Source organism: Prevotella aff. ruminicola Tc2-24 (genome assembly GCF_900110895.1).
In the GTDB taxonomy this organism is placed as follows: domain Bacteria; phylum Bacteroidota; class Bacteroidia; order Bacteroidales; family Bacteroidaceae; genus Prevotella.
Genome location: NZ_FOIQ01000001.1, coordinates 891,131 through 917,404 on the forward strand (window position 1 = coordinate 891,131; position 26,274 = coordinate 917,404).

The window sequence follows — 26,274 nt, forward strand, 5'->3', positions numbered from 1 at the left end:
ACCGCATAATAACTAAACCAACAATACTATATGAAGAGAATCTTCCTATCACTAACCGTATTTGCCACGACCGTTGGCTGGGCGCAAGACCTGAAACTGAACGAGCTGGAATATTTCGAGCGTCAGGGGGTGAACGTCCTTGTATTCAATAACAGTTTCAACGGGGCCTTCAATGACGAGAAGAACTCAGGCATTGAGATTATCCATCACGGCGTACGCACTATCCAAGGCGGAGCCGTCCGTCTGAACAACACGCCCGAGCAATGGGATCTGGTGCCAAAGATGACGAGTCGTAAGGTGGACAAGGACAACCAGAGCATCGAAGTTGGCATGTGCTATGACGACTACGACTTCGACAGTCGCGTGGTGGTCACCGCCAAAGGCAAGGCCGTGGAGATTGCCATCTGGCTCGACAAGCCCGTGCCCGAGGAGCTGGCTGGTAAGGCTGGTCTCAATATGGAGTTTCTGCCCTCACAATACTGGCTAAAGACCTTCACGATGGACGGACGCCTGAACCGTTTTCCGCGCTACGCCACCAGTCAGACTGTGACTCATCCAAACAGTGAGAAACCTCGTCAGTTCAAGGGTTTCAAGACCTACGACGATCGCGGTACTAACCGCTTTGTGGACCCATGTCCGCTGGAGACTGGTCACAGCATCGTCATGGCCTCTGATGCCCCCGAACGAATGATCCGCATCAGCAGCGACGACGCTGAGTTGCAGCTCTTCGATGGCCGTATGCTGGCACAGAACGGTTGGTTCGTGCTTCGTAGTGTCCTTCCAGAGGGTAAGACAGGTAAGGTCGTCACCTGGACCGTCGAACCTCATGCCATTCCAGGCTGGATCCGTGAGCCGAACATCGGATTCTCACAGGTGGGATACGTGCCAGACCAGCCGAAGGTAGCCGTCATCGAGCTCGACAAGCAAGACAAGGCTAAGGCCACGGCCTCACTTATCCGTATCAAAGACGACGGCACCACAGAAGAGATCTACAAGGGTGCTATCATTCCTTGGGGACCCTACTTCAAATACAACTACGTGAAGTTCGACTTCTCCAGTGTCCAGGAACCAGGTGTCTATTATATCCAGTATGGCGACACGAAGACGAACAACTTCCTCATCGATGAGCACGTCTATGATAAGATCACCGATGCCACCACCGATGTGTGGGTGCCCATCCACATGAACCATATGTATGTGAACGAAGGCTATCGCACCTGGCATGGTGAGCCTTTCAAGGAGGGTTATCTCCAAGCACCGCCCACCGATCATTTCGACAATCATTTCCAGAAATCACCCATCGACACGAAGTACAAGGCCTATGAGCTCATCCCAGGGCTGAACATCGGCGGTTTCTTCGATGCTGGCGATTTCGACATCGAGACAGGTGCCAATATCAGTGTGGTACAGAACTTCATCCGCGCCTGGGAGCTCTTCAAGCCCGAACGCGACGAGACCTTCGTCAGTCAGAAGCAGCGCTATGTCGACCTGCACCGTCCCGATGGCGTGCCTGATATCCTGCAGTTCATCGAACATGGCACCCTGAACCTCGTGGCACAGGCCGAACAGATCGGACACATGGCCACAACCCTTTCGAACTCCGTGCTCGACAACTACCACCACCTGGGCGATGCCGCCTCGATCACCGATGGCCTGCACTACGACCCCAGCCTGAAACCCTATGAGGTGTCGGCCGATGGCAAGCGCAGTGGTACCCCCGACGACATGTGGGCCTTCACCACCCGTAATGCCCACCTCGACGTCCTCGCCGCCACCATGTTTGCCGCCGCCAGCCGTGCCCTCAAGGGCTACAACGACGAGTTGGCCGAGCGTGCTCTCACCCAGTCGAAGCGACTATTGAAAGAGGGTACCGAACTCATGAGTCAGCAGAGCAGAGCAGGCGTGATGGAGATGGACTTCAGCTGGATTGACGGTTTCATGGGACGAAACATGAACATCAAACCAGACAAGCAACGCCAAAAACTGATGGAACGCAGTCGGAGAAAAAGAGAGCAACTCGGCGACATGGCCACCAACCTGCAACTCTATGGTGCCACGCACGAGAAACAATACCTCGACAACTTCGAGACGCAGATATGGGATGCCCTTGAACTGAACGTGTCCATGAACATGCAGACAGCCCTAGATGCCATGCCCTACATGGACGAGGCCTACAAGCAGAAGTTGCGCCCATACGTGGAGAAATACAACGACTACATCAAGAGCTTCGACAAGAACAACCCTTACGGCGTACCCATCGGACTGGGCAACTGGGCTGGTGTGAACATGATTCTCAACTTTGGTGTCACCGTGAACTATGCCCGTCAGTACTTCCCCGACATCATCAAGAAAGAAGAGATCTATCGCGCGGCCAACTGGCTTTACGGCTGTCACCCCTATCACAACTACTCGTTCGTGGCCGTAGTGGGTGCCGCCCGCCCGAAGCAGGTGTTCTATGGCAACAACCGTGCCGACTTCTCTGCCATCCCAGGCAATGTGGCCCCAGGTCTGTTGTTCCGTCAGCCCGACCATTTCGAGAACTTCGACGACTGGCCCTTCCTCTGGGGACAGAACGAGGGAACGATTGCTGGCAACACCCAGTATATCATCTTCGGCACAGCACTCAAGGACCTCGTGACAAAATAGAAAAACTCATACGCAATCAGCCTGCATAAAAGATAGGCAAAGAGGCAGAACGGTCAACCAACCGCTCTGCCTTCTTGCTTTAAAAAAAGTTAATCTCCCCCCGTGGTCTGCAAGATTTCCGCTTTTTCAGGTTATATTGACAGAAACAAAGCTTTAAAACCATACAACAATGCACAAAAGACTTATCAACACGATTATAGTCATCGCAGTAGGCGTGCTCGTGGTCACCTCATGTAATAATGATGAACACCACAAGGAGTTCACCAAAGACTGGGATCCCTCCTACCTCTGGGCTGTCATCCAGACTACAGGAGCCCCTCAGCCCGACGGTCATTTTGCTCCGAGCGACAGCGTAATCACCATCGGCAACATCGAGTCGTTCGATCCTACCGACTCTACGTTCTATTTCCGCGATACAGAATACCTCGATTCGGTGGCCTTTCCCACACCGCCACACGAGATATATTTCTTCAACCAGAACCAACTGCTGTTCAAGGCTAATCTTTCTGCCATCCACTCGAGCCATTTCGTGCCAGCCCCAGTTCTCATGAAGGAAATGATTTATGACGGCCCACAGGGTTTATCTGTCTATAAACTGCATCTCCCCCAGCACTACACGGGAAGCCTCACGGATGATGCGAACAACGAGCAGCAGTCCAAAGGCTTTACCCAGATGCTCAACATCCTCGGCAGAAGTGGCCGTCTCGTCATCAAGAATTAATAAGCCATAGTATAGATTTAGGTTGATTTATTATTGTTGTTAGTACAGGGCATGCCCTACGGCCGTACCACCAGTCTATCACCCGTGAGATCCACCTCGAAGAAGTGCGGGATCCTCACTGTACGGCCGTAGGCATCCTGGCTATGACTGTGCACAGACATCATCCACTGACCGTCGAACCGTTGGAAGAGCATGCTGTGCCCATAGTTCGGGGGTGTCACAGGCTCTGGCTCCTGTATCCACGGGCCGTCGAGCGTACCACTCTGCGAGTAGGCCACCCCCTGCGTATAGTCGCCGAACACCCACGATGTCCAGAGCATACCCAGTCGTCCTGAACCTGTACGGAACAGCCACGGTCCGTCAGTCACCTTGTTCCAGGTCACCTGTCCATTTTCGTCTTTCTCTCTGCTCCAAGGTGAGTCGCTGGCGCGAAACAGCACCTTCGGTTCTCCTACCGTCCCACTCAAATCAGGCTTCAGCTCTATTTTCTCGATTGTCCCGTTCCAGTTCTGCAGCCACTCGCCACAGAACACCATGTACGGTTTTCCGTCCGTATCGCGCCAGAAAGTACCGTCGAGCGTTGGTCTGCCGGCAGACAGGTATGTCGCATCGCCAAAGGCACGATACGGTCCCATAGGCTCATCAGCCCGCAGCACCTGACATGCGCGTCGCTCGATCACGTTTCCCCGTACCGTGTCGATCTTCACCTCACGGTTAGTGAACGTCGCGAAGTAATAGTATTTCCCATCACCCGTCTGGTGCAGTTCTGCCGCCCAGATCATCGGATGCGGTCCCATCCATGAGTCAGCCTCGAAGGTCGTCACCACGAACGGGCCCTCCCATCGTTTCAGGTCGCTGCTGCGCCACATCATGCCGCCCGTGCCCGTCATATAGTACAGGCCCGTCTTCTGGTCTGCCAGCACAGCAGGATCACTCAGTCGTATCGAGTCGAGCGGGATGTCATGTTCCACCTTCGGCATCCATCCCTGAGCTGCAGTCCCCTGTACGCAGCCCATGAGGCATACCACGGAAAACGTCTTATAAAATCGCGCTATAAATCCCATCCCATTTACTTTTGTCCACCGTAGACATTGTACGACACATTCTCAGGACGCCACTTGTCCTTCGGCTGCGGCTGCTCGGCAGGATAGCCTATCACCAGTGTGTTCAGCGGCACGATGCTCTCTGGGAGTCCCAATACGCGGCGCACACCTTCTTCTCGTGATTGATTAGGGTACGTACCCGTCCAGACGGCTCCCAGTCCCATGGCATGCGCAGCCAACAGGATATTCTCCGTGGCTGCCGAACAGTCCTGTATCCAGTATGCCTGCAACGGCCCTTCAAGAGCCTTGCTCATATCACCGCACACGACGATGGCCAGCGGAGCCCTGCGCACCATACCCGCGTTCGGGTTCGCCTCAGCCAGCCCTGCCAGTTTCTCCTTGTCTGTCACCACGATGAAGTGCCACGGCTGTCTGTTCACGGCCGTAGGAGCAGCCATACCGGCCCTGAGCAGCGTCTCAATGATCTCGGCGCTCACCGTCTGGTCAGTATACCTGCGCACGCTAGTACGCGTCATGATGTTCTCCACAATGCAGGCCCCTTTGCAATTCTCTGGGGTTACAGTCTTCACCTCCTGACTGTTGGCGGCTGTCATCGACAGCACCCCAGTCAATGCCATAAGAAATCTCTTCATATTCATAATCTTCGGTTTTCTTTTTATTTTATTTTTCACACAACTTTTACCCTGCAAAGATACAAAAAAAACGAAGAAACACAAATGTCTGGGGAGAAAACATGGAATCATGTCAGGGCATTTCCGGATGCAAGGCTATAGGTACACCCTGCAATGTTTCAGTTTGCTCGGAGGAAAATGGGAGTTTCATCGGAGGAAAGTCGGACTTTCCTCGGAGAAAACCTCGAAGGCGACAGAACGTTCTGAGAACGGAGCCCTCAGAATTGCCCGAACACCTGACAAATCTTGTTTACTTTCGTAGGAAGGAACGACTTACGGCGAGAAGTAACGACATGCTACACGAGCGTTTATTGCTCTAAATCAAGACGTTAGACAATACCATAACTAAAGAGGCACATGCGCTTGCGTGAAAAGGGATTTTTTTGTACCTTTGCACGCTCAAACACAAACGCAGGATAATCAAAGCATGCCAAACAACTCACTGAAAAAACAACTGAGGGTACTGACAGTACCTGTGTTCATCGAGATCGCACTGGTAATGATGCTAGGTGCGGTGGACACCGTGATGCTCAGTCGATACAGCGACAACAGCGTGGCGGCGGTGGGATTGGACAACCAGCTCATCTCACTAGTGTTCCTCGTGTATCAGTTCTTCTCGATGGGTGCGGCCATCCTCTGTGCACAGTATTTCGGAGCCGGACTGCGGCAGCGACTGGTGCAGGTGGTGGGCATGGCATTGGTGGTGAACCTGCTCATAGGACTATCGGTGAGTGCCATGCTGTTCTTCTTCGCAGAGAGTCTGCTTCATCTGATGGGCCTGCGCCCAGAACTGATGGGCGACGGTTTGGTGTACCTGCGACTAGTGGGAGCATTCTCGTTCTTCCAAGCCCTATCGCTGACCTTCTCGGCCTCACTTAGAAGTGCCGACAAGGTGGTATACCCGATGATCGTAACGGGCATCGTGAATGTGACGAACATGTTGGGCAACTATGCCCTGATATTCGGCCACTGGGGTTTCCCGCGCATGGGTGTCGAGGGGGCGGCCATGGCCACGGTGGTGAGCCGAGGTATCTCGATGATTCTGTTGGGCACAATCCATTTCCGTGTACATATCAGACGCTTCCCGTTACGATACTTCAGGCCGATGCCCTGGCAGGAACTGCGCAACCTGTTGCATATCGGCATACCAGCGATGAGCGAGAACATATCGTACAGTCTGTCGCAGGTGGTGATCACATATTTCATCAACCAGATCAGCAACGAGGCATTGGCAGCGCGGACATACTGTGTGAACATGATCATGTTCGTGTATCTGTTCTGCGTGAGTTCGACGCAGGGAGGTGAGATCCTCGTGGGCCATCTTGTGGGTCAGCGACGGCATCAGGCGGCCTACGTGCTGGGCAACTATTTCTTCCGACTGTCGCTGATCATCACACTAGCAGGATCGGCTCTGCTCGCTCTGACGGGAAAAGGCATCCTGACAATGTTCACGGACAATGAGGAGATCATACGGATGGGATGCTGGGTGCTGGTGATCGACCTGTTCCTGGAAGTGGGGCGCACATCGAACATCTTCGCCGTAGGCACGCTCAGGGCGACGGGCGACGCGATATATCCTGTGGTGATCGGAATCATATATCAGTGGAGCATCGCCGTGGGACTGGGGTATGTGCTGGGTATCCCGCTAGGCTATGGTCTGTTGGGCATGTGGGTAGCCTTCGCGCTGGACGAGAATGTCCGTGGGGTGATCCTCATGCGACGCTGGCGCTCGAAGAAATGGACTGACAAGGGTTTCGTGAAGGCTTAGCAATCGCCTCCGTCGTAGTCTGACTGCTATTAGTCGTCTTGGTTGTAATCCTGTTGATTGAGGTATTCCTGGTCAATGTCTGCCTGTTCATAGCTTCTCTCGTTCTCTCGTTCCGACGCCTTGATGGCATCACCGTAGCCAGTCAGGGCTGAGAACGGTGCAAACTGCGCCGCTCGATTCCACATCGACATCTGCGGATGACGCTTCGAGACATGATGCGGCAGGTTGATAATATCGTCATATTTCCCCATTGTACTTTATTATGCTTGATGTCCCCCTATCTGTTGATTGCGCTCCTTGGCAGTAGCCCCCTCCTCGAAGTTCAGTCCCCTGAGGATGGCGTTCTTTCCGAAACGCTGTTTAATCTTCAACTGCGCCTCCTGCACACGACGTTCCTTCTCGAGCCAAGCCTGTTCCTTCTGGCGCTGTTCGTCTCTGGCCTCATAATCCGCAAACAAGTCGAGTTGCTCTGGTTCTTTCTGCCTGACGGCAAGAGAGTCCTCCGTCATCACATGATTAGTCGTCAGGTTCAGCCGTCGAATGAGCAGGTCAGGATTGACGATGCGATCGAAGAGCTCTGCCGCCCCCTCCATGATGAGCCTTGACGACGAGGTAGGCATACCGATGCTGAACGTTCCATGAGCATGTTTCGGTACCTGCTTACCATAGTAGTTCGTGGTTATCAAACCGCGATATCGAGCCCGAATCTCCAGGCGTGTCAGGCACTCCGCATCATAGCCAACAGTCAGCACCAACTGATCCGTCACCAATCGCTTCGATACCAGTTCTAGAGCCATAGCCTCGGCCATCTCCTGCACGACTACACGGGCTTTTCTGAAGGTATACGGTTCCTTTAACACCTGCCCACTACTGAAGGAGTTGGTCTCTGGACGATAGGCCTTCACAGCCTCCATCGTACATGGTTCCCAGCCCCATGCATGATCAATCAGCAGTTCCGCATTCACGCCAAAGAGTCGATAGAGCTGATCCTCGTTCCGCACAGACATACGCGCCAACTCACCCATCGTATCAATGCCATAGAAAGCCAGCGTCTTTGCAATACCATGCCCTACCCGCCAGAACCTCGTAATCGGCCGGTAGTCCCATAGTTTCTGGCGATACGTCATCTCGTCGAGCTCGGCGATGCGCACCCCGTCCTTGTCGGCAGGCATCGTCTTGGCCACGATGTCCATTGCCACCTTACAGAGATACATATTCGTGCCGATGCCTGCCGTAGCCGTGATACCCGTCTGCGAGAGTACATCGCAGATCATCTTCATCGTCAACTGATGAGCCGTCATCTTATAACTGCCCAGATAGGCCGTTACGTCCATGATCACCTCGTCAATCGAATATACATGGATATCTTCTGGCGCAACATATTTCAAATAAATGCTATATATCTTTGAACTCACTTCAATATAGTGTGCCATCTGCGGCTTAGCTGCAATATAGTCCACGGCCCAATCAGGATGAGTCTGCAGTTCCGTGTCCGATACCGATTTCCCCATCAAACGATGAGAGGCTGTCCGACACTGTCGCTGATAGTTCACCTCACGTATCCGCTGTACTACCTCAAAGAGACGAGCCCTACCGCTGATACCATACTGTTTCAGCGATGGAGAGACAGCCAGACAGATTGTCTTCTCCGTACGGCTCACATCAGCCACCACCAGATTCGTGGTCAGGGGATTAAGCCCTCTGTCCACACACTCCACTGAAGCGTAGAACGACTTCAGGTCGATAGCAATATAGGTGCGCTGTTTGTCTGACATCTGTTTGTCATTCTCAAGATTCCTCGCAAAGTTATGAAAAATCTCCGTATTCTGTATGGAATAGCACCCTTTTTGCACGATTTCCCACAAATCATAGCTATAATTATGGTATTTATATTATCTTTGTCCCTTGCAAATGGCAAGATTACGCCACCTCTGGAATATCAGAGACAAAACGACCAAAAACCAACCGATATGTACACCAGAAGCATTCTTATCACATCGGCCATATTGATGGCAACGATTTCCGTGACAGCTAAAAGTCAGATTGAATCCGTTTCGGACTTGGTTACCTTCTCAAAGAAGGACTTTGCCGACACCATCAAGATTAAGATGATGCACGGACAAGTTGTTGTGCCCGTTGAGATTGAAGGAAGCACAAAGTATCTGTTGTTCGACACAGGCAGTCCGATTGGCCTGTGGTTCGGTGAGGAGGAAGAATGGATGAAGCCAATAGATACAGACAGCATAACATTTTATGACGTAAACAATCAACAGAATACGCACGTGATGTATCAATGCAAGTCGATGAAGCTTGGCAGTCTTGTGATTGAGCATTACCCTCTGACGGTCGAGGCTACGATGCGAAATGTGTTGTGCAACGAGTTTGACGGTATATTGGGCTTCAACCTCGTAGGGCAAGGGCTGTCGTTCAAACTCGACACAAAAGACAGTCTGCTGATTGTCACTGACAGAAAGGGATTTTTTGCCGCTGAAGAGAAAAATCAACCAGCTGCAAGATACAGACTGATTAGAAAATCGCGCCCCGTGGTGACCATCGACCTATCTTTTGGATATATGGAGACCGTTTTCGACACTGGAGCACAGAACACATGGCTTTTGGTGCCACAGAAAGATCTGAACAGATGGTTGACAAAACGACCCCAAAAGAGGAAGATGGTGGACGAGATAACAACTGCTATCGACACGACCATCAACACTAGCTGGGGCATATATGGCTGGTCGAGAGACACCCTTGAAGAGCGCATCCTTCATTTCCCATCAGTAAAGATAGGCAGACTGGGAATCAACGACCTGTATGTATCTACCGCCCATCAGACTTCGATAGTTGGCGCCGCTTTGTTAAAACACGCCTCACTGATTATCGATTCGAATAAGAAGCGTTTCGTGTTTCTTCCGCACAACGGGCAACAGCAAATCGTCGTAAGCAACGAAGAGGTTGGTTCTTTGTCATTCCTACCCGCAGAGGCAGACGACACGCTGGGTGTGTTGAAAGCCGTTGTACGTAAGGGTTCGACACCTTACAAGAAAGGCATACGTACGGGAGACTACCTAATAGAAGCCAACGACACACCTATCACAGGCCTCTGCTCGTATAGACGGATGGAGACGGATGGCAAGGAAGCACGACTGAAGTTTCGGAGTCCAGACGGTTCTGAGAAACAAGTTACACTGAAAAGAACACATTAAATAAAACACAAAACGAACAAATATGAAAAAAGTAATCCGCACTCCACAGGCTCCAGCAGCCATCGGGCCATATAGTCAGGCCATTCAAACTGTCGGAAACCTCGTATTCACCTCTGGACAGATACCCATAGATCCCGCTACAGGTACACTCGTTGATGGAGGTATTATGGAACAGACTCGTCAGTCACTCATGAACGTACAGGCGATTCTTAAAGAAGCAGGACTGACGATGGGTAATGTCGCAAAGACCACAGTTTTCATGGCTGACATGAACGATTTTGCCAATATGAATGCTGTGTACGCAGAATTCTTCACAGAACCATATCCTGCCCGTTCGGCCGTGGCCGTCAAATCCCTCCCCAAGGGTGCTTTGGTCGAGATTGAGGTCGTCGCAGAGAGGTAAGAAAAAGAAAAGAGAGTCCACGCAGGACTCCCTTTTCTTGATTATCGTAGTTTCCCTTCAGCAAGCCCAAGGATTGATTATCTGATCAGGCGATAGGAGGCCACGTCACGAGCCCTGACAATGATGCGGCGATCGGTCTTGTTCTTCACGCTAGTCTTTCCCTCGGTCTTATGCGTCCACAGATTGTACACTTTATACACGGTTGTATCAAAAGCAGTACTCAGCTTGCTCACCTGCTCATCGGTGAGATTAAAGTCCTGCCAGTTCATCTCACAAGTGATATCCTGGCGGGTGGGATTGAGGATGGTAAAGGCCCAGTCACCACCAGCCAAGGGCTTAAACCAGAACTGCAGACCGTCACGATCCTTATAATGTAGTCCCTGAACGCCTAACGTATCCTGATCAACAGCAATCATCTCCTTGTTCATGATGATACGACGGGTAGCCTCGCTCATTGAGCGCAAATCATTGCCGAGAATCAAAGGACTGGCCATCATGCACCACATAGTGAAGTGGGCGCGATCCTCATTCTCCGTCATGCCGTTACCAACCTCCAGCATGTCGGGGTCGTTCCAATGCCCTTTGCCGGCATACTGTCGCAAAGTGTCATTAAATTGTATGCACTGCATCACTCCGAACTGCGTATAACCTGGGAAGATACGCAGAGAGTCGAAGTCACACCAGATATCAGGCGTGGTACGCCAAGAGTGTCCTACTTCCCTCGCCCACTTCCACGGACGACTATTACCCCACTCACACATGCTGAGCAGGATAGGACGACCAGCTGCGCGGAGGGCGTCGCTGATCAAATGATAGGCTCCTATAGGATTGATATTCGTTGTGTTACACCAGTCGTATTTCAGATAGTCAACTCCCCAACGGGCATACTGGATGGCATCCTGATACTCGTGACCGAGTGAGCCAGACATCCCAGCACAGGTAGCTGTGCCTGCATCACTATATATACCAAGCTTAAGACCTTTGCTGTGCACATAGTCGGCCACAGCCTTTATGCCGTTGGGAAAACGAACGGGGTCTGACTGGATAAAGCCATTGCCATCACGCTGTCCATGCCAGCAGTCGTCAATATTGATATAGGTGTAACCAACATCACGTAACCCACTCTCCACCATCGCATCAGCGATACCTTTAATAATCTCTTCAGAGATATTTCCTTGAAACTTGTTCCACGTACTCCATCCCATCTGCGGAGTGTCAGCCAATTTCTCCCATTTTTGTGCCCTTACAGGCATCACCATCAGGGCAATCATACCGCCCAAGATAATCATTTTGATTAAACTCTTCATTTTCTTCTATTGTACATTTATAGTTAGATTTCCATTATTCAGTTGTTCGGCCGAAGCCGTTAGCGTAAGAACGGCAGGAGAATGGCTACTCTGGACAAGCACCTGCGCCAATCCATTGAAGGCTGGAATCACGAACGTCTTACAGTCTTTTCCCTGCGGATGATCCGCCCCAAGATAAGAAGGATCACCATTTCCCACTCCTAGGATACGCCCATCCCCATCCAAACAAAAAGTGAGCAGAGGACTTGCATCTGGGACTATATGTCCCTCAATATCCTGTATTTCAACCGTCACGACAGCCAGATCTCTTCCATCGGCATCGATAGTCTGACGGTCAGATCTCAGTACAATCTTAGCAGCGGGCTTTGTAGTCTCAATGGTCTTACTCATGATACGTCGACCATTCTTATAGCCAACAGCCACCACTTTACCAGGCTGATAAACAGCCTTCCATTTGAGATGACCGTTGCGAGGCATTGTCTGACGTCCGAGGTCTCGGCCATTCACAGTCAGTTCCACCTCCTCGCAATTGCTATAGGCCCAAAGTTCAATCTCCTCGCCTTCATGTCCCTGCAGGTTCCAATGAGGGAAGATATGGAGTACCGGCTCGTCTGTCCACCATGATTTCAGATACCAAGCCTCATCTTTCCAAAAACCGCAATAGTCAAGGATACCAAATTCAGAGTCTGTAGCAGGATAGGTCAAAGGATTTGGCTCACCACGATAGTCGAAACCTGTCCAAAAGAAAGCGCCAGCCGCCCAGTCGTGTTCAGCATAGAAGCGCCAACCACGCTCAATTACGTTCTCCACGCCATAGCCTTTCTCGTCGAAGTTCATCGAACGCATACGGCCTGGCACATCGGGTGAATTGAAATAAACGCCACGGGTACCACAACCGGTAAACTCCTCGGTACCCACAATCCGCCACTCTGGATGCTGGAGACGGCGATTCACCACATCATTCTGTGAGATATAATTGTAGCCCACCACATCGACCCCTTTGATCAGCTCCGAGCCTCCAGCATTAGCCAGCGTCGATGGTCGTGTAGGATCAAACAGGCGTACATATTCTTTCATCGCTTCCGCCAACCTCGTACCCTGTACGTTGTTCTCGATACCCCACTCCTCATTACCACAACTCCAGAGGATGACAGAAGGGTGATTTCGGTCACGCTTAATTAGCCTTTCCAACAAACGCAGATGCTCCTCGTTGACGCCCGTAAGACGATTCTCGTCAATCACAAGAATGCCCTCATGGTCACAGATATCGAGTAGTGCCGGCGATGCCGGATTATGAGAAGAACGATAGGCATTACAACCCAATTCCTTGAGTTGTCGGATGCGCCACGCCATCAGAGCCTCGGGCATGGCAGTCCCGACTCCGGCATGATCCTGATGCAGATTGACTCCCCTCAGTTTCAACTGCTGACCATTCAACAGAAAGCCCTTGTCTGCATCGAATGCGATTTCACGAATACCAATTGTCGTCTGATAGCAATCAGTCACTTGACCATTAACACGAATAAGGGTCTCAACCTTATACAAATAAGGGTCGGTCGTACTCCAAAGATGAGGATCTGACAATGTCAGTTGCTGCTTACATCCACGTGTTTCCCTTGGTCTCAAGGCATCCATCATCACAGAGATTGTCTTGCCTACCTCATGCCCTTCGGCATCTAGGATCCGCTGTTCCACCTGACAGTCTTGTACCTTCGACGAGTGATTATTCACCTCTGTCTCAATATAGATGGTTGCAGAGGTATAGGGCGACCGCAGTTCGGCATAGACAAACGTTCCAAAGGGAGCCACACTCACAGCAGCCGTCTTCTCAAGCCACACATCCCGATAGATACCTGCGCCTTCATAGAACCACCCCTCCTCCAACGAAGCATCGGCCCGCACACAGATAAGGTTGTCTCCACCATAGTTCACATATTCCGTCACATCATACTCTTGGGTAGCATAGCCACTGGGCTCCGAACCCATATAGAAGCCATTGAACCACACCCGAGCATCTCGGAAGATGCCATCAAAGCGCAAGGTAAGCCGCTTGCCCTCATCTGTTTTCGGAATGCTGATAGTTTTTCGATACCAGCCCACGCTTGTCGTGGGATATTTGTAACCCACCGTTTTATAACCGTGAGAGTGACTAGCTTCAGGCGCATAAGGCAGGGTGGCCACCCAGTCGTGGGGTACCATCACCTCCTGCCATGTCGAATCATTGAACTTCACAGCATACGGTCCCTCATTATGAATAGATTTGGCCTTTGTTAAATAGTTAAAGTACTCCGTGCCACAGCCAAAGTCCTTGACAGGGTCTGCTGCATGTCCGTAAGCGAACCTCCACCCTTCGTCAAGTCGAACGGTCTCACGCATTCCCGTCTGAGCCGACGCACATATCACGGTTCCTAGGAGACAAGCTAAAAATAGTCTTCGTTTCATTTTAATTACAATACTTAGTTATATTAGTCATTTTTTTCTTACAAATTCTGACGGAAGACATCCATACTCTTCTTTAAAATACTTGCTGAACTGCTTAGGCGAAAAGCCTACAGTATATGCCACCTCAGAGATGTTCGTGCGCCCCTGCTCTAACAAAGACCGTCCACGTTTGATTCTTAGGATACGTATAAACTCAAGAGGCGACTTTCCCGTTATAGTCATAAGTTTCTTGTAAAGATGGCCACGCGTCATACCTATAGCCATACCGAAATCCTCGACAGAGAACTCGGAATCGCCCATATTTTTCTCCACAATCTCTATGGCCTTTTGAATCAGTTGTTCGTCGAGGGAACTAACAGTGATCTCACTCGGTGAGATATCCATCGTTCCAGTAAATCGACGATGATTATTACGAGTCCAATCCAGGATCTTCTGTATACGCAGTCTCAGGATACTCAAATTAAAAGGCTTAGTGATATAATCGTCGGCACCGTCCTTTAATCCTGAGATGATGTTTGACTCTGTCGACTTAGCTGTCAACAGGATAACCGGGATATGTGAGAAACAGACATCGGTCTTGATACGGTTACACAATTCCAGGCCATTCATTTCTGGCATCATAACATCACTGATGACAATATCCACATCGTGTCTTTTCAAAATGCCAAGCGCCTCAACACCATTCGCTGCTAAGAGCACACGATACTGTTCGTTCAAGCATCTCTCGAGGAACATACGGAAATCAAGGTTATCCTCGACGACAAGAATGGTCACTCCGTTACAGCGATCCTCCATGTCATGAGATTCTACACTTTTGTTCTCCTCCTGCAGGGGGGCTTCAGCCTGTGCATCTGTCATCACAGGCAAATCCATCGGAATGGTTACCACAAACACACTACCTTGTGGATGGTTATCCTCAACAAAGACATCTCCATGATGCATCGCCACATATTCCTTCACAATATGTAGACCGATACCACTCCCTACATATTCCGTATTACCCTCTTCCTGATAGAAACGATCAAAGACACGTTCCTTACTCGCCTCCTTAATACCAATACCAGTATCAGCAACCTCTAAGCGCATCTGAGGATAGCCATCGCCTGCAACCGTCCGTCCAACCGTAACGACAACGCTCCCATTTTCCTTATTATATTTAAAAGCATTGGAAAGCAAATTCGTTACAATACGCCGCATTTTGTTCTGGTCGAAGTTCATTTCTAAACTCTGGGCATTAATACGCAGGCTCAGATGTATGCCTCGCCCCTGAGAATAGTGCCTGAAACTATCAACGGTCTTGCGAAGGAACTCCACAAAGTCCCCATGTGAGAGTTGCAGTTTCTCTGTACCGACGTCTATCTTCCGGAAATCCAAAAGCTGAGTTACCCCATCCATCAACAAACACGCATTGCGCCACACCAACTCCAACTCCATCCGGAGCTTCGTCTCCAAATTACCCGACAGTATTTTCTCCAATGGCGTAATAATCAGCGAGAGCGGAGTCTTCAAATCATGACTCACATTAGTAAAGAAACGGATCTTATTCTCTTCCAACCGATGCTGCTGTTCTAGTTCCAACTCCAGTTTCTGTACGGCAAGTGTCTCCTGATGCTTTCTCATCATCCTTCTCACATACATAAAGACAGCAGCAACAACTAACAAGAAATAAAAGGCAAAAGCGGGTAACGACAGCCAGAATGGGGGCCTAACTCGAATCCTAAGTACAGAGACGTCGCTTGTCCACCCACCAAGATCGGAAGCTTTCACCTCAAGAGTGTATGAGCCTGGTGCGAGTGCATTGAAATTAATACGGTTCCCGTCAAGCAATACCCACCTTTTCTGTGTCTCTTTCAGACGATAAAGATAATGTATCTTGTGCTTCCGTGTATAGTTCATGGCCGACACTGTGAGAACAAGATTGTTCTGGTCATAATCTAACACGATACCGTCAGTCTGCTGGATGCCTCGATCAAGAACGCCCGTATCGTCGCCCACTATGACCTGTCGCTCTCCAAAATAGAGTGACGTAAAGATGATTTTCACTGGTGGATAAGAAGGTTGACTCCGGTTTTGAAGGATACATAGATAACCATTGGTACTGCCAATGAGGCAATCCCCCTTACGGGTATGACATGTCACATTACTACTGAACATCGAGTTTTGCAAACCATCTTCCTCAAAATACGGAGTGCAGACAAATGACCAACTAGAAACACCACTTTTCTTGACCGAGACACATGTCAGACCATTGTCCGTACTAACCCAAACATTTTTAGCATTGTCTTCTGTTACAGTTCTGACATACGGGTTCGACAGACCATCTTTCTGCGTAAGCCGATAGAGGGTGTCGCGATACTCGTCATATACAATCAATTCCACCCGCGTACCAATCCAAACGAGTCCTCTTCTATCCTTGTATAAAGAAGTCACAAACGTATCGGCTAGTGGCAGCAGGCAACCCTTCCGTTTCATGAATGACCCTGTCTTGACATCGAGAATATAGAACCCCGTACTTGATCCAATGTACAGATGCCCACTATTGTCGCTATACAAGCAGTTGATACTATTGGTCTTCAGGATGGAATTATCTGTTGTGAATAACCGTTCACCACCATCCCGCTGATAGCAAGACAACCCTTGATAAATGGAGCCAAACCACAGATTGCCGTCACTATCCTCTGTCATGCATGTGATGAAGAGCTGCTGCTCTACATCACCACAAGAAAACGACACGAAGCGCTGTCCTTCTTTATAAAAGACACCATGGCCGAAGGTCCCTATCCAGAGCCTACCAGACCTATCTACCAAAGAGCAGGTGACAATATCAGTCGGCAGACTACCGTTTTTCTGGTTGAAAAGCGTCTCATGCCCGTTGGAATCGATCCTTAATAGCCCGCTCCCGTCGAACCCAACCCAGAGGTTCCCTTCTCTATCATCGACAATGCAACTGACATCCTCCTTTCCACTGAACCGCTTCACGGAGAACAACGGATCTGTCAGATCCATATAGACAGCACCTCGTTTGCTCGTCCCGATCCACATCGTATTTCTCGAATCCTTGTATAAACTGCTGATATGATTACTAGGCAGTCTTCCGGTGCCTTCCCGACAGTCTAACCGACGAAAATCTTCTCCGCCCACATTCGTACTATATATATATACGCCATCGTTCTCTGTTCCTATCCATATACTGCCCTTCCCGTCGTCAGTCAGAGAAGTCAATATCATTTTTGACAATGGCTCCAACACCGTAGAGGCACTCCATTTCTTCTCCCTGACCGAATAACAATGAAGACAATTGTCCGGATAATGCTTAATATAAAACCAAAGTCGCCCTTGGGTATCCAAATATATCATACGCCAAAAAGTGTCTGGCATGTAAATAGAATTCTCATACATCAGTTTACATGAGCGCATGTCAACACGAAAGAAGTCGCCGTTCTCTGCTAATGCATATGCCTCACCGCCATACGAGGTTACTCGTATGATTGACGTCTCGGAGAGGTTATCGATAACCGATAGTTTTTTCCCACTGAAATCATAGAAGAATATCCGATGTCTTGACAGAGCCCAAAGATTTAAATGATCATCAGTGCATAACCAAGTAATCGGCTCGGTGATACCCAACGTTGCAAGTCTATCGGCAACATCCTCAAAGACCTGATCTTTCACACAATCATAGGCATATATCCCATTCACAGAAAGCACCCAGATGGTGCCCATAGCATCTTCACAGATACTTTCAATATCATCATTGAGATTGCCCAAGGGAATGGTGGTGTACTTACGAAACTGATAACCATCATAGCGATCAAGCCCGTTGTTGGTGGCAAACCACATAAAACCGAACTGATCACGAAGAATGTCCTTCACAAAACTATCGGACAAACCAGACTGGACATTCACATTCCAGTATACAGGATTGCCAAGAACAGTTATCTGGAGGAAAACTGAGAATACAGCCAAAAAGAATATCCGTTTCTTCATCTTACTTTCAACTTTTCTCGATGCAAATATAAGCATTTCAACCGTTTTGACATACGCTCTTCCAATATTTTTTCTCTTCTTGAGAATATTTTTCGCCTACACACTCTCCGTTTGTATCTTTCTTCTCCATAAATGTATTTTGATACATTGGCGGACTCCCCCTTCACGCATTCTTCGTATCTTTGCCGCTGTCAAACAGTCAACACTCAATCACACAAAAAAAATTTTAAATTGATAACGAGTATGAAAAAAAATGTTTTGTTCGTATTCCTGTTTATCACAGGACTGATAAACGGCTATGCACAGGCCGGCACCAAACGACCTGCCGACCCCGAGGCGACCCCCGAAGCTCGCGCATTATATGAATGGTTATGGAAAAGTCAGAAACAGGGCACGATGTACGGCCATCAAGATGACTTGATGTGCGGACACACCTGGTGGAACGAGCAGGGGCGTTCTGACACGAAAGAGACCGTAGGTGACTATCCCGCTGTGGTAGGCTTCGAACTAGGAGAGATTGAACTCGGCGGTGACCGCAGTCTCGACTCTGTGGCCTTCCGCGATATTCGCGAACGAGTACGGTGGTGGCATCGTCAGAGAGGTATCATCACCGTTAGCTGGCATGTCGTCAACCCCATCTCATCCCAATGGCCAGGCATTAAGGAGCCCAATGGGGCTGGCTCTGCATGGGATGTCAGCATGCTTTCTGCCGACGGACTCAATGCAGTCAGGAGCATTCTTCCTGGTGGTAGCAACCACGCCATGTTCAACAACTGGCTCGAACGACTAGCACGTTTCTTCCTCAGTTGGCGTGACGACAGCGGACATCTCATCCCTTTTATCTTCCGTCCATGGCATGAGCATTCTGGCAATTTCTTCTGGTGGGGACAGACACGCTGCCGCGACGATGAATATGCAACTCTCTGGCGCTATACCGTCGACTACTTGCGCGCCAAGGGACTCCACAATATCCTCTATGCCTATAATACTGATAAAGTCTACTCACCTGAGGCATACCTGAAGGGATATCCAGGCGACGATTATATCGACATGCTGTCTATCGACTGGTATGGATCGGGGGACGAGTTCTACCGTGATGTGAACAAAGCTTTACAGTTCACAACCGCCTTGGCCACCGAGAAGCACAAGTTACATGCACTCAGCGAATGCGGTCCCATCAGCACTGGTCTTCAAGATCTCTTGGTCAACTATGAGTCGGTTTACTTGCTAACATGGCGTCATGCCCCACCACGTGGTAGTCATTCTGCCACACACATGCTAACCGACGACGAGATAAGAAAACTGCCAGCGGATGTACGTGAGCATTACCTCCAGTGGCTGAGACAACCGAGACACGAAGATTATCTGAAAGTGATGAAACAGAATAAGAATTATCTGTTTCTGAAAGATATCCAAAAGATTAAATAACTAAATATCAAACATAAAAATAATAATGAGAAAGATTATCTTATTATGTATCTCCATGATGGCATATATTCTTTCATCAACGGCACAAGAACGGCCAATACCCGCAAACACCATGGTGTCGGAAACGGTCCTATTCCAGCGCGACTACCCACGTATCGACAGGGAACATAGGGCCTACTTCCGACTCTATGCCCCACAGGCGAAGAAGGTGACACTCGAGTTGCAGGGAACCCACGACATGGAACGCGATGACGACGGTTGGTGGTATGCCGTCATCAACCCTCTAGTGGTCGGTCCCCACTTCTACCATTTTATGGTTGACGGAATCTGCGTCACAGATATCAACACCGACACCTATTGCGGCAGCTACGGACGCTCAAGCATGATAGAAATACCGGAAGGTGTGGAAGGCGATTATTATAGGAATCAGGATGTTGCTCATGGACGTGTCAGTTCGGTCGTATACTGGTCAGCAATAGAGTCGCGCTATAGACGTTGCATGGTCTACACTCCCGCAGAATACGATTTGAACTCTGAAAAACGCTATCCCGTGCTGTATCTCCAGCATGGCATGTGCGAGGATGAGACGGGTTGGGTTAAACAGGGACGGGCTGGTTCCATTCTCGATAACCAGATAGCGTCAGGTAAGTGCCGTCCAATGATCGTGGTCATGGACAATGGCAACTGTGGCATCGGCTTCGAGAGTCTGATGCGCAAACAGCCAGAAGTGTCGTTCGACACTTTCGGTGCGACCTTCCAGCCCATCCTAATACAGGAGATCATCCCGTTCATAGACAAGACATTCCGCACCTACGCCGATCGAGAGCATAGGGCTATGGCCGGTCTCTCTTGGGGTGGTCGTCAGACATTTGATATAGTGCTGACGCATACCGACATGTTCGCCCACCTCGGTTCATTCAGCGGTGCCCTGTTCATGACTCCCAACACCAAGATTGACCAACTATACAATGGTATCTTTGCCGATGCAGCAAGATTCAACGAACAAATACACACTCTCTTTATCGGCACAGGTACAGAAGAGGACCTCGGCAGCAGTCATGTCAACACGATGCTCCATCAGGCGGGGATCAACACAATATACTACACATCAGAGGGCACAGCCCATGAGTGGCTCACATGGCGAAGGTGCCTGAATGCATTCCTACCACTATTATTTAGATAGTGTTTATCTTTCATCATTCTCTGGGATGAGGCTCATTGCAGCCTCATCCTTTTTTGTGTCTTTTATACCTCCCTTTTGTATCATGAAGACAAACAAGAAGTCCAATGATCGATTTCAGCCCCATGAACTGCGATTTTATTGAGAATTTTGCAGTGCATTAATATCACACAACAGAAAAAGAGTCATCCGATATCATTGTTTATAAACACCAATAACAATCAATTTTAAATTATGTTTATGCAAAAAACTATTAATCTAAAGAAAGCAGGCATTTTAGGAATTCTGTTTTTCTCCATGTCACCGACAGTCGCTACAGCCGACGGCATCAGAGAAAATGCAACGAGTGTACAAACAGTACAACAAAATGTCAACATCAAGGGAAAGGTGGCAGACAGCAACGGTGAACCGATTATCGGTGCCAGCATCCGTGTGAAGGGACTCTCAGCAGGCGTTGTCAGCGATCTAGAAGGAAATTTTGAATTACAGATTCCCAGTGGGCATAGTACATTACAAGTATCGTTTGTCGGTTTCAAAACACAAGAGGTCGCAGTCTCTCCAGGCAAAACCAACTACCAGATCGTACTACGTGAGGATAATGAGACACTCAACGAAGTGGTCGTCGTGGGTTATGGTACGATGAAGAAGAGCGATATCACCGGTTCGGTGACCTCTGTGAACACGGAACAGATGATGCGCCGTACACCTGTCAGTCTCGCTCAAGGACTGCAGGGTGCCGCAGCTGGTGTAGTCGTTACACAAGCCGGTGGTGATCCAACCGGTGGTTATAATATCCGTATCCGTGGCGTCGCCACGATGGATGGCAATACAGACCCCCTCTGGGTCGTTGATGGTATCCAACACGGCAACGCCTCCAATCTAGACTGGCTCGACCCTAACGATGTGGAGAGCATCGAGATTCTGAAAGATGCCTCTGCAACTGCCATCTACGGCTCACGTGGTGCCAACGGCGTCATCATGGTGACAACCAAACATGGAAAGGTCGGCAGACTGCACGTGGATATGAAAGCAGACTTCGGTATCAGCACACTTGCGAGACGACTTGACATGGCCAGTCTCGGTGATTGGCTCTCTGCCTACCGTCAGGCCATCGAGGCCGACGGGAAAGTACCTTATACGGCCTATAACGGGGAGTATGACAAACAGCTCCATGCCATCAACTGGCAGGATGTTATGACACAGCAGTCCTTCCGTCAGCAGTATAACCTGTCTATCAGCGGTGGTTCCGACGTACTCCAGGCTAACGCATCCGTGGGTTATCTCGACAATAAAGGTATCATCGTGAACTCCTGGAACAAACGCCTCACCCTACGTTTGGGCATGAATGCAAATCTCAAAAACAAAGTAAAAATCGGCTTCAACTCGAACTTCAGCACAGGCAAAGGAAAAGGTGGCGGTAACCTGATCAACTACGCCCGTACTCTACCGACGATGGACTATGTTGAAAATGGTATTCTGACCCACGTGCCCGTTCAGTATGAAGACGGCTCTTTCGGCCACTGGAACTACGATCCGACAACCATCTCATATGCGGCAGGCAAATACCAAAGCAACCCCTATGCCGATCAGTATGTGCGCCGCTACAAGGACGACTGGGATAATGATAATGCGGCTATTCGCAACTCCGCCTTCATTGAGGTCAAGATTCTGAAGGGACTGACTTTTCGCAGTAACATGAACCTCGACTTTTCGGCTAGCAACAGTTGGTACTACAATGCCCCCTATGCCGACACTCAGTACACATGGGAGCAATGGGATACCGACGAGAACGGCAACAAATACGGTGTCGACGAATTCGGTACCAATGGATATGCACAGACTCATTATGGCATAGAGAATTATTTCACCTACGATACAACCTTCAAGAGCCATCATTTTACCATGATGATTGGACAGTCAGCAAGCAAGAGCCATGGGTCATGGAACAACTCCTCGACTAAGGATCTGCGGTTCAACTTCCTCCGCGGTTTCTTCTCTGAGGATCCCGACAAATACAACAACGGTAATGGTGCGCCGAACATGTCAGAGCGTTTCGCCTCTTATTTCGGACGTATCAACTACGCATACAAGGACCGTTACCTGCTGACAGCCACCATCCGTCGAGACGGTTCGTCGAAGTTCGGTGCTGACAATCATTGGGGCACCTTCCCGTCTGCCTCACTGGCATGGCGCGCCTCCGAAGAGAGCTTCATCAAGAATCTCGATATATTCAGCAACCTGAAAGTGCGCCTCGGCTGGGGACGCGTTGGAAACGCAAATGTCAACGCCACAGATGCCCTGCCCCAGCTCTCGTCATCAGGCAGTTACGACTTCTATAATATCGACGGTGAGCGCTACAAACGCTACTTCGGCCTTGCACAGACCTCAGAGATAGACACTGGACTGATGTGGGAGGCCAGTGAGCAGACTAACTTCGGTCTCGACCTCGGTTTTCTGAACGGTGACCTGAACATCACCCTCGACTACTATATCCGAGATACAAGAAACTTAATCCTCAACAAGGCCATCCGCCCATCTGCAGGTTTCTCTTCAATTAAGACCAACTTCGGTAAGATCCGTAACCAGGGTCTGGAGTTCAACATTTCCTACAACAAGCAACTGAACCACGATTGGTCCATTGGAATCGCCCTAAATGGTGAAGCCAGCAAGAACAAAGCTGTCGACATCGGTACTGGCACCACGACATCTGGTCCCACAGGCGCTGGTTGGGAGAACAAGCAGGTATGCTACAATGGTCTACCACTCGGCACTTTCCAAGGCTATGTTGTCGACCATATCATCAAAGACCAAGGCGAGATTGACGGTCTGAACGCCAAGGCTGTAGAAATCTACGGTGACGGTAGCTACTACGACAGATTGACAACAGGTCCCGGTGACTTCCTGTTCAAGGATTTGAACGGCGACGGTCATATCACCACCGACGACAAGGCATACCTCGGCGACGGATTCCCCGACCTAACCTATGGACTGAACCTCACTGCAAGATACAGAAACTGGGACGCATCAGCTTATATATACGGTGTCATCGGTCAGGAAATCCTCTCATGGGCCAAGAACTACATGACCTCCATACGAAGCGAGAACGAAGGTTACTATAACTTGCTCGCTGACTATGCCAAAAACTCATGGAGTACCTTGAACCCCAACGCAAGCTATCCTCGACTGACACGCGACGACATGTCATCTAACTATCGTGTTTCTGATTATTATGTGGAGAAGGCCGACTACCTGAAGATTTCGAACTTACAAATAGGCTACACCTTCAACACGAAAAAAGTTGCGAACTATATCAACAATGCCCGTATCTACGCCAGTATACAGAACCTGTTGACCATCTCACCATACAACAAATACGGTGATCCTGAGGTCAATGGCGGTGTTACCACCATGGGTTACGATGCTGGTCGTTATCCCTTCCCACGCACGTTTATGTTAGGTATCCAACTTGGTTTTTAATTGTTTAAAACAGAAAAGAATATGAAAAGAATCATTATAGGAGCCCTCATGGGGCTGGCCGCCACCGCCACATCAATCTCTCTGACATCGTGTGGTGACGATTTCCTCGACGTCGATGCCTATAGCATCGTATCACCTGAAGGAGTATATTCCGACAAAGAGAATGTATTTAAGGGACTCATGGGTGTGTACTATTCTCTCCTAGGAGCCAGCGATTACTATATCAAACCCCACCCCGCCCTGGCCAACTACCCGACACTCGACGTACAGGCCGACGGTTGGGATGCCGAGATGTCTAGCCATTCCTGGACCGTTGAATCGAAATCGGCTTTCTTTGAGAACGCCTGGATCTACTCGTATAAGACTGTCGTGGCCTGTAACCTTTTCCTGCGTGACCTGGAAGGCGTCGACGAACATGTCATGAGTGCCTCAGAGAAGGCAGTCTATGAGGCAGAAACACGTGCCATCCGCGGCAGTGCCTATTATTACCTGACAATCAACTTCAGCCGTGTGCCAATGCTCATGACTGGTGAGACCTATCAGACATCACCGACGAAACCACGTCCAGAAAGCGATGACGAAGCATGGCAGACCATTCTCTCCGACTTTGAATATGCAGCTTCTGTACTCGATTGGAAGCCTGCCGATGGTATGACTGGTCGTTTCACGAAAGGAGCTGCCCTAGCTTACGCCGGCAAAGCATGCATGTATCTCGGTGACTTCAATAAGGCCAAGGACTATTACAAACAGATTATCGAAAATGGGACAATCCAACTGAATCCCTGTTATGCAATGACCAGTTGGGTGGACAATCCCGGCAACGTGGAGGCACTGTGGGAGATCTCCTTCCCCAAATTCCCAGGTATGGGTTGGGATGTGTGGACATGGGCCAAGAATAGCGACTGCCGTTATTTCGGCATGCAGACCAAGGCACGTGAGTTCGGTGGATGGGGCGACTCCTTTACATCATATGAACTTGTGCGCAGTTTCGAGCCCGGAGACAAACGAAAAACCTACTCTATCGTCGGATGGCATGGTGACAAGGGTGACACTAACCCCTACACCGGTGACATCATCGGCACCACAGAGGCATTTCAGTCGTGGTTTCTCTCCAATGCCGAGGGCAACCCGAACAACCATGGTACAAAATGGTGGCGCACAAACGATGTTTATTCTGCACACTCGGTCAACCTCTACCGTTTCGGCGGTGCCCTGCTTGACTATGCAGAGTGCTGTTTCAGAACTGGTGACGAGCAGGCAGGATGGAATGCCATCGCTCAGATTCGTAATCGTGCCTGGGGTAACCTCGAGGTTGGCTATGATCCCGACGAGGCTAGCGGCAGCTACCTGCCGTTCCCCAAGGAACTGCTGAACACGCAGACGGTATCGGTGCCCGACGCACAGGCACACTATGCTAAATATGCGAAGGAAAAGGGATATACCTCACCTATCTGGATGGTGGCTCTCTTCCAGGAACGTCGTAAAGAGCTCTACTATGAGTTCAGTTTGTGGTACGACCTATGCCGCTGCAACTTCGTAGAAGAGTGGTTAAACTGCGAATATCCCAAGAACAACGGGGCCACGTTCTATAACACAGCAACAGGCAAATACTATATCCCATCGGGCAATGATTACAATGAGCCGTGGAACAATGCGTCAGAGGCAGAACGTGCATCTATGATTCCTGTAACCCCAAGAAAGTGGGACTGGAACCCGATCCATCTGGTATACCCGATTCCGACCTCAGAATTAACTGCCAACACAGAATGTGTACAAAACACAGGTTACTAAATAGATTGGAATATTTATTGTGGAAGGTTAGTTAGTATTTAGTTTTTGGCAGGGGAGGTACAGTCGTGATGACAGAATCTCCCTTTTTATTTTCAACGACCTATTCGCCCAGACTCAAAAAAATAACTATATTTGCAAACAAAATATTTTTGTCTTGATATGTATAAGAAAGTAATAACACTA

16 protein-coding genes are annotated in these 26,274 nt (G+C 49.5%); 9 read left to right on the top strand and 7 right to left on the bottom strand.

Annotated elements, in window-relative coordinates; translation table 11 throughout:
• Positions 1 to 30 precede the first annotated feature (30 nt).
• Both BMY63_RS03820 and BMY63_RS03825 read left to right on the top strand, forming a co-directional pair.
• Positions 31 to 2,646, top strand: a complete 2,616-nt coding sequence (locus BMY63_RS03820) for a cellulase N-terminal Ig-like domain-containing protein (RefSeq protein ID WP_091899829.1) — start codon at positions 31 to 33, stop codon at positions 2,644 to 2,646.
• 169 nt (positions 2,647 to 2,815) lie between these two features.
• The gene (locus tag BMY63_RS03825) at positions 2,816 to 3,367 is read left to right on the top strand and encodes a hypothetical protein (RefSeq protein WP_091914785.1); all 552 of its coding nucleotides are present in this window, start codon (positions 2,816 to 2,818) and stop codon (positions 3,365 to 3,367) included.
• 56 nt (positions 3,368 to 3,423) lie between these two features.
• Here the strand turns inward: BMY63_RS03825 and BMY63_RS03830 are convergent, their stop codons facing one another.
• Both BMY63_RS03830 and BMY63_RS03835 read right to left on the bottom strand, forming a co-directional pair.
• Entirely contained in the window at positions 3,424 to 4,383 is a 960-nt protein-coding gene (locus BMY63_RS03830; RefSeq protein ID WP_091914787.1) for a glycoside hydrolase family 43 protein, read from the bottom strand.
• Between the two features lie 53 nt (positions 4,384 to 4,436).
• Complete coding sequence (locus BMY63_RS03835; RefSeq protein ID WP_177178369.1) at positions 4,437 to 5,063, bottom strand: nitroreductase family protein; 627 nt, start codon at positions 5,061 to 5,063, stop codon at positions 4,437 to 4,439.
• Positions 5,064 to 5,529: 466 nt separating this feature from the next.
• Between BMY63_RS03835 and BMY63_RS03840 the strand changes: the two genes are divergently transcribed.
• Positions 5,530 to 6,870, top strand: coding sequence for an MATE family efflux transporter (locus BMY63_RS03840; protein WP_091914790.1), 1,341 nt, complete (start codon positions 5,530 to 5,532; stop codon positions 6,868 to 6,870).
• Between the two features lie 29 nt (positions 6,871 to 6,899).
• On the opposite strand, the gene BMY63_RS03845 is transcribed toward BMY63_RS03840, so the two are convergent.
• Both BMY63_RS03845 and BMY63_RS03850 read right to left on the bottom strand, forming a co-directional pair.
• Positions 6,900 to 7,121: a hypothetical protein gene (locus tag BMY63_RS03845; protein ID WP_091914792.1), complete on the bottom strand. Its 222-nt coding sequence runs from the start codon at positions 7,119 to 7,121 to the stop codon at positions 6,900 to 6,902.
• 9 nt (positions 7,122 to 7,130) lie between these two features.
• Positions 7,131 to 8,645 carry a Y-family DNA polymerase gene (locus BMY63_RS03850; protein ID WP_091914794.1) on the bottom strand — a complete coding sequence of 505 codons (1,515 nt, stop codon included), beginning with the start codon at positions 8,643 to 8,645 and terminating at the stop codon, positions 7,131 to 7,133.
• A gap of 195 nt (positions 8,646 to 8,840) precedes the next feature.
• Here BMY63_RS03850 and BMY63_RS03855 point away from each other — a divergent pair, with 195 nt between their 5' ends.
• The gene (locus tag BMY63_RS03855; protein WP_143065708.1) at positions 8,841 to 10,076 is read left to right on the top strand and encodes a PDZ domain-containing protein; all 1,236 of its coding nucleotides are present in this window, start codon (positions 8,841 to 8,843) and stop codon (positions 10,074 to 10,076) included.
• Positions 10,077 to 10,098: 22 nt separating this feature from the next.
• Positions 10,099 to 10,479: a RidA family protein gene (locus BMY63_RS03860; protein ID WP_091914798.1), complete on the top strand. Its 381-nt coding sequence runs from the start codon at positions 10,099 to 10,101 to the stop codon at positions 10,477 to 10,479.
• Between the two features lie 77 nt (positions 10,480 to 10,556).
• Here BMY63_RS03860 and BMY63_RS03865 read toward each other — a convergent pair whose 3' ends face one another.
• The 3 genes from BMY63_RS03865 to BMY63_RS03875 are packed head-to-tail and all read right to left on the bottom strand — an operon-like array spanning position 10,557 to position 18,215.
• Positions 10,557 to 11,768 carry a glycoside hydrolase family 27 protein gene (locus tag BMY63_RS03865; protein ID WP_371113572.1) on the bottom strand — a complete coding sequence of 404 codons (1,212 nt, stop codon included), beginning with the start codon at positions 11,766 to 11,768 and terminating at the stop codon, positions 10,557 to 10,559.
• 24 nt (positions 11,769 to 11,792) lie between these two features.
• Entirely contained in the window at positions 11,793 to 14,228 is a 2,436-nt protein-coding gene (gene galA / locus BMY63_RS03870) for a beta-galactosidase GalA (protein ID WP_091914802.1), read from the bottom strand.
• Between the two features lie 27 nt (positions 14,229 to 14,255).
• A complete protein-coding gene (locus BMY63_RS03875) occupies positions 14,256 to 18,215 on the bottom strand; it encodes a two-component regulator propeller domain-containing protein (RefSeq protein WP_177178370.1) in 3,960 nt (1,319 codons plus the stop codon).
• Positions 18,216 to 18,458: 243 nt separating this feature from the next.
• Here BMY63_RS03875 and BMY63_RS03880 point away from each other — a divergent pair, with 243 nt between their 5' ends.
• From BMY63_RS03880 to BMY63_RS03895, 4 genes are all read left to right on the top strand, one after another.
• A complete protein-coding gene (locus tag BMY63_RS03880; protein WP_091914806.1) occupies positions 18,459 to 19,643 on the top strand; it encodes a glycoside hydrolase family 26 protein in 1,185 nt (394 codons plus the stop codon).
• 25 nt (positions 19,644 to 19,668) lie between these two features.
• Positions 19,669 to 20,826, top strand: a complete 1,158-nt coding sequence (locus BMY63_RS03885; protein ID WP_091899841.1) for an alpha/beta hydrolase-fold protein — start codon at positions 19,669 to 19,671, stop codon at positions 20,824 to 20,826.
• 294 nt (positions 20,827 to 21,120) lie between these two features.
• Positions 21,121 to 24,300, top strand: a complete 3,180-nt coding sequence (locus BMY63_RS03890) for a SusC/RagA family TonB-linked outer membrane protein (RefSeq protein WP_176771027.1) — start codon at positions 21,121 to 21,123, stop codon at positions 24,298 to 24,300.
• A 21-nt stretch (positions 24,301 to 24,321) separates the two neighbouring features.
• Positions 24,322 to 26,091 (top strand): RagB/SusD family nutrient uptake outer membrane protein, encoded by a 1,770-nt coding sequence (locus BMY63_RS03895; protein ID WP_091899843.1) that lies wholly within the window; start codon positions 24,322 to 24,324, stop codon positions 26,089 to 26,091.
• The last annotated feature ends 183 nt before the right edge of the window (positions 26,092 to 26,274 follow it).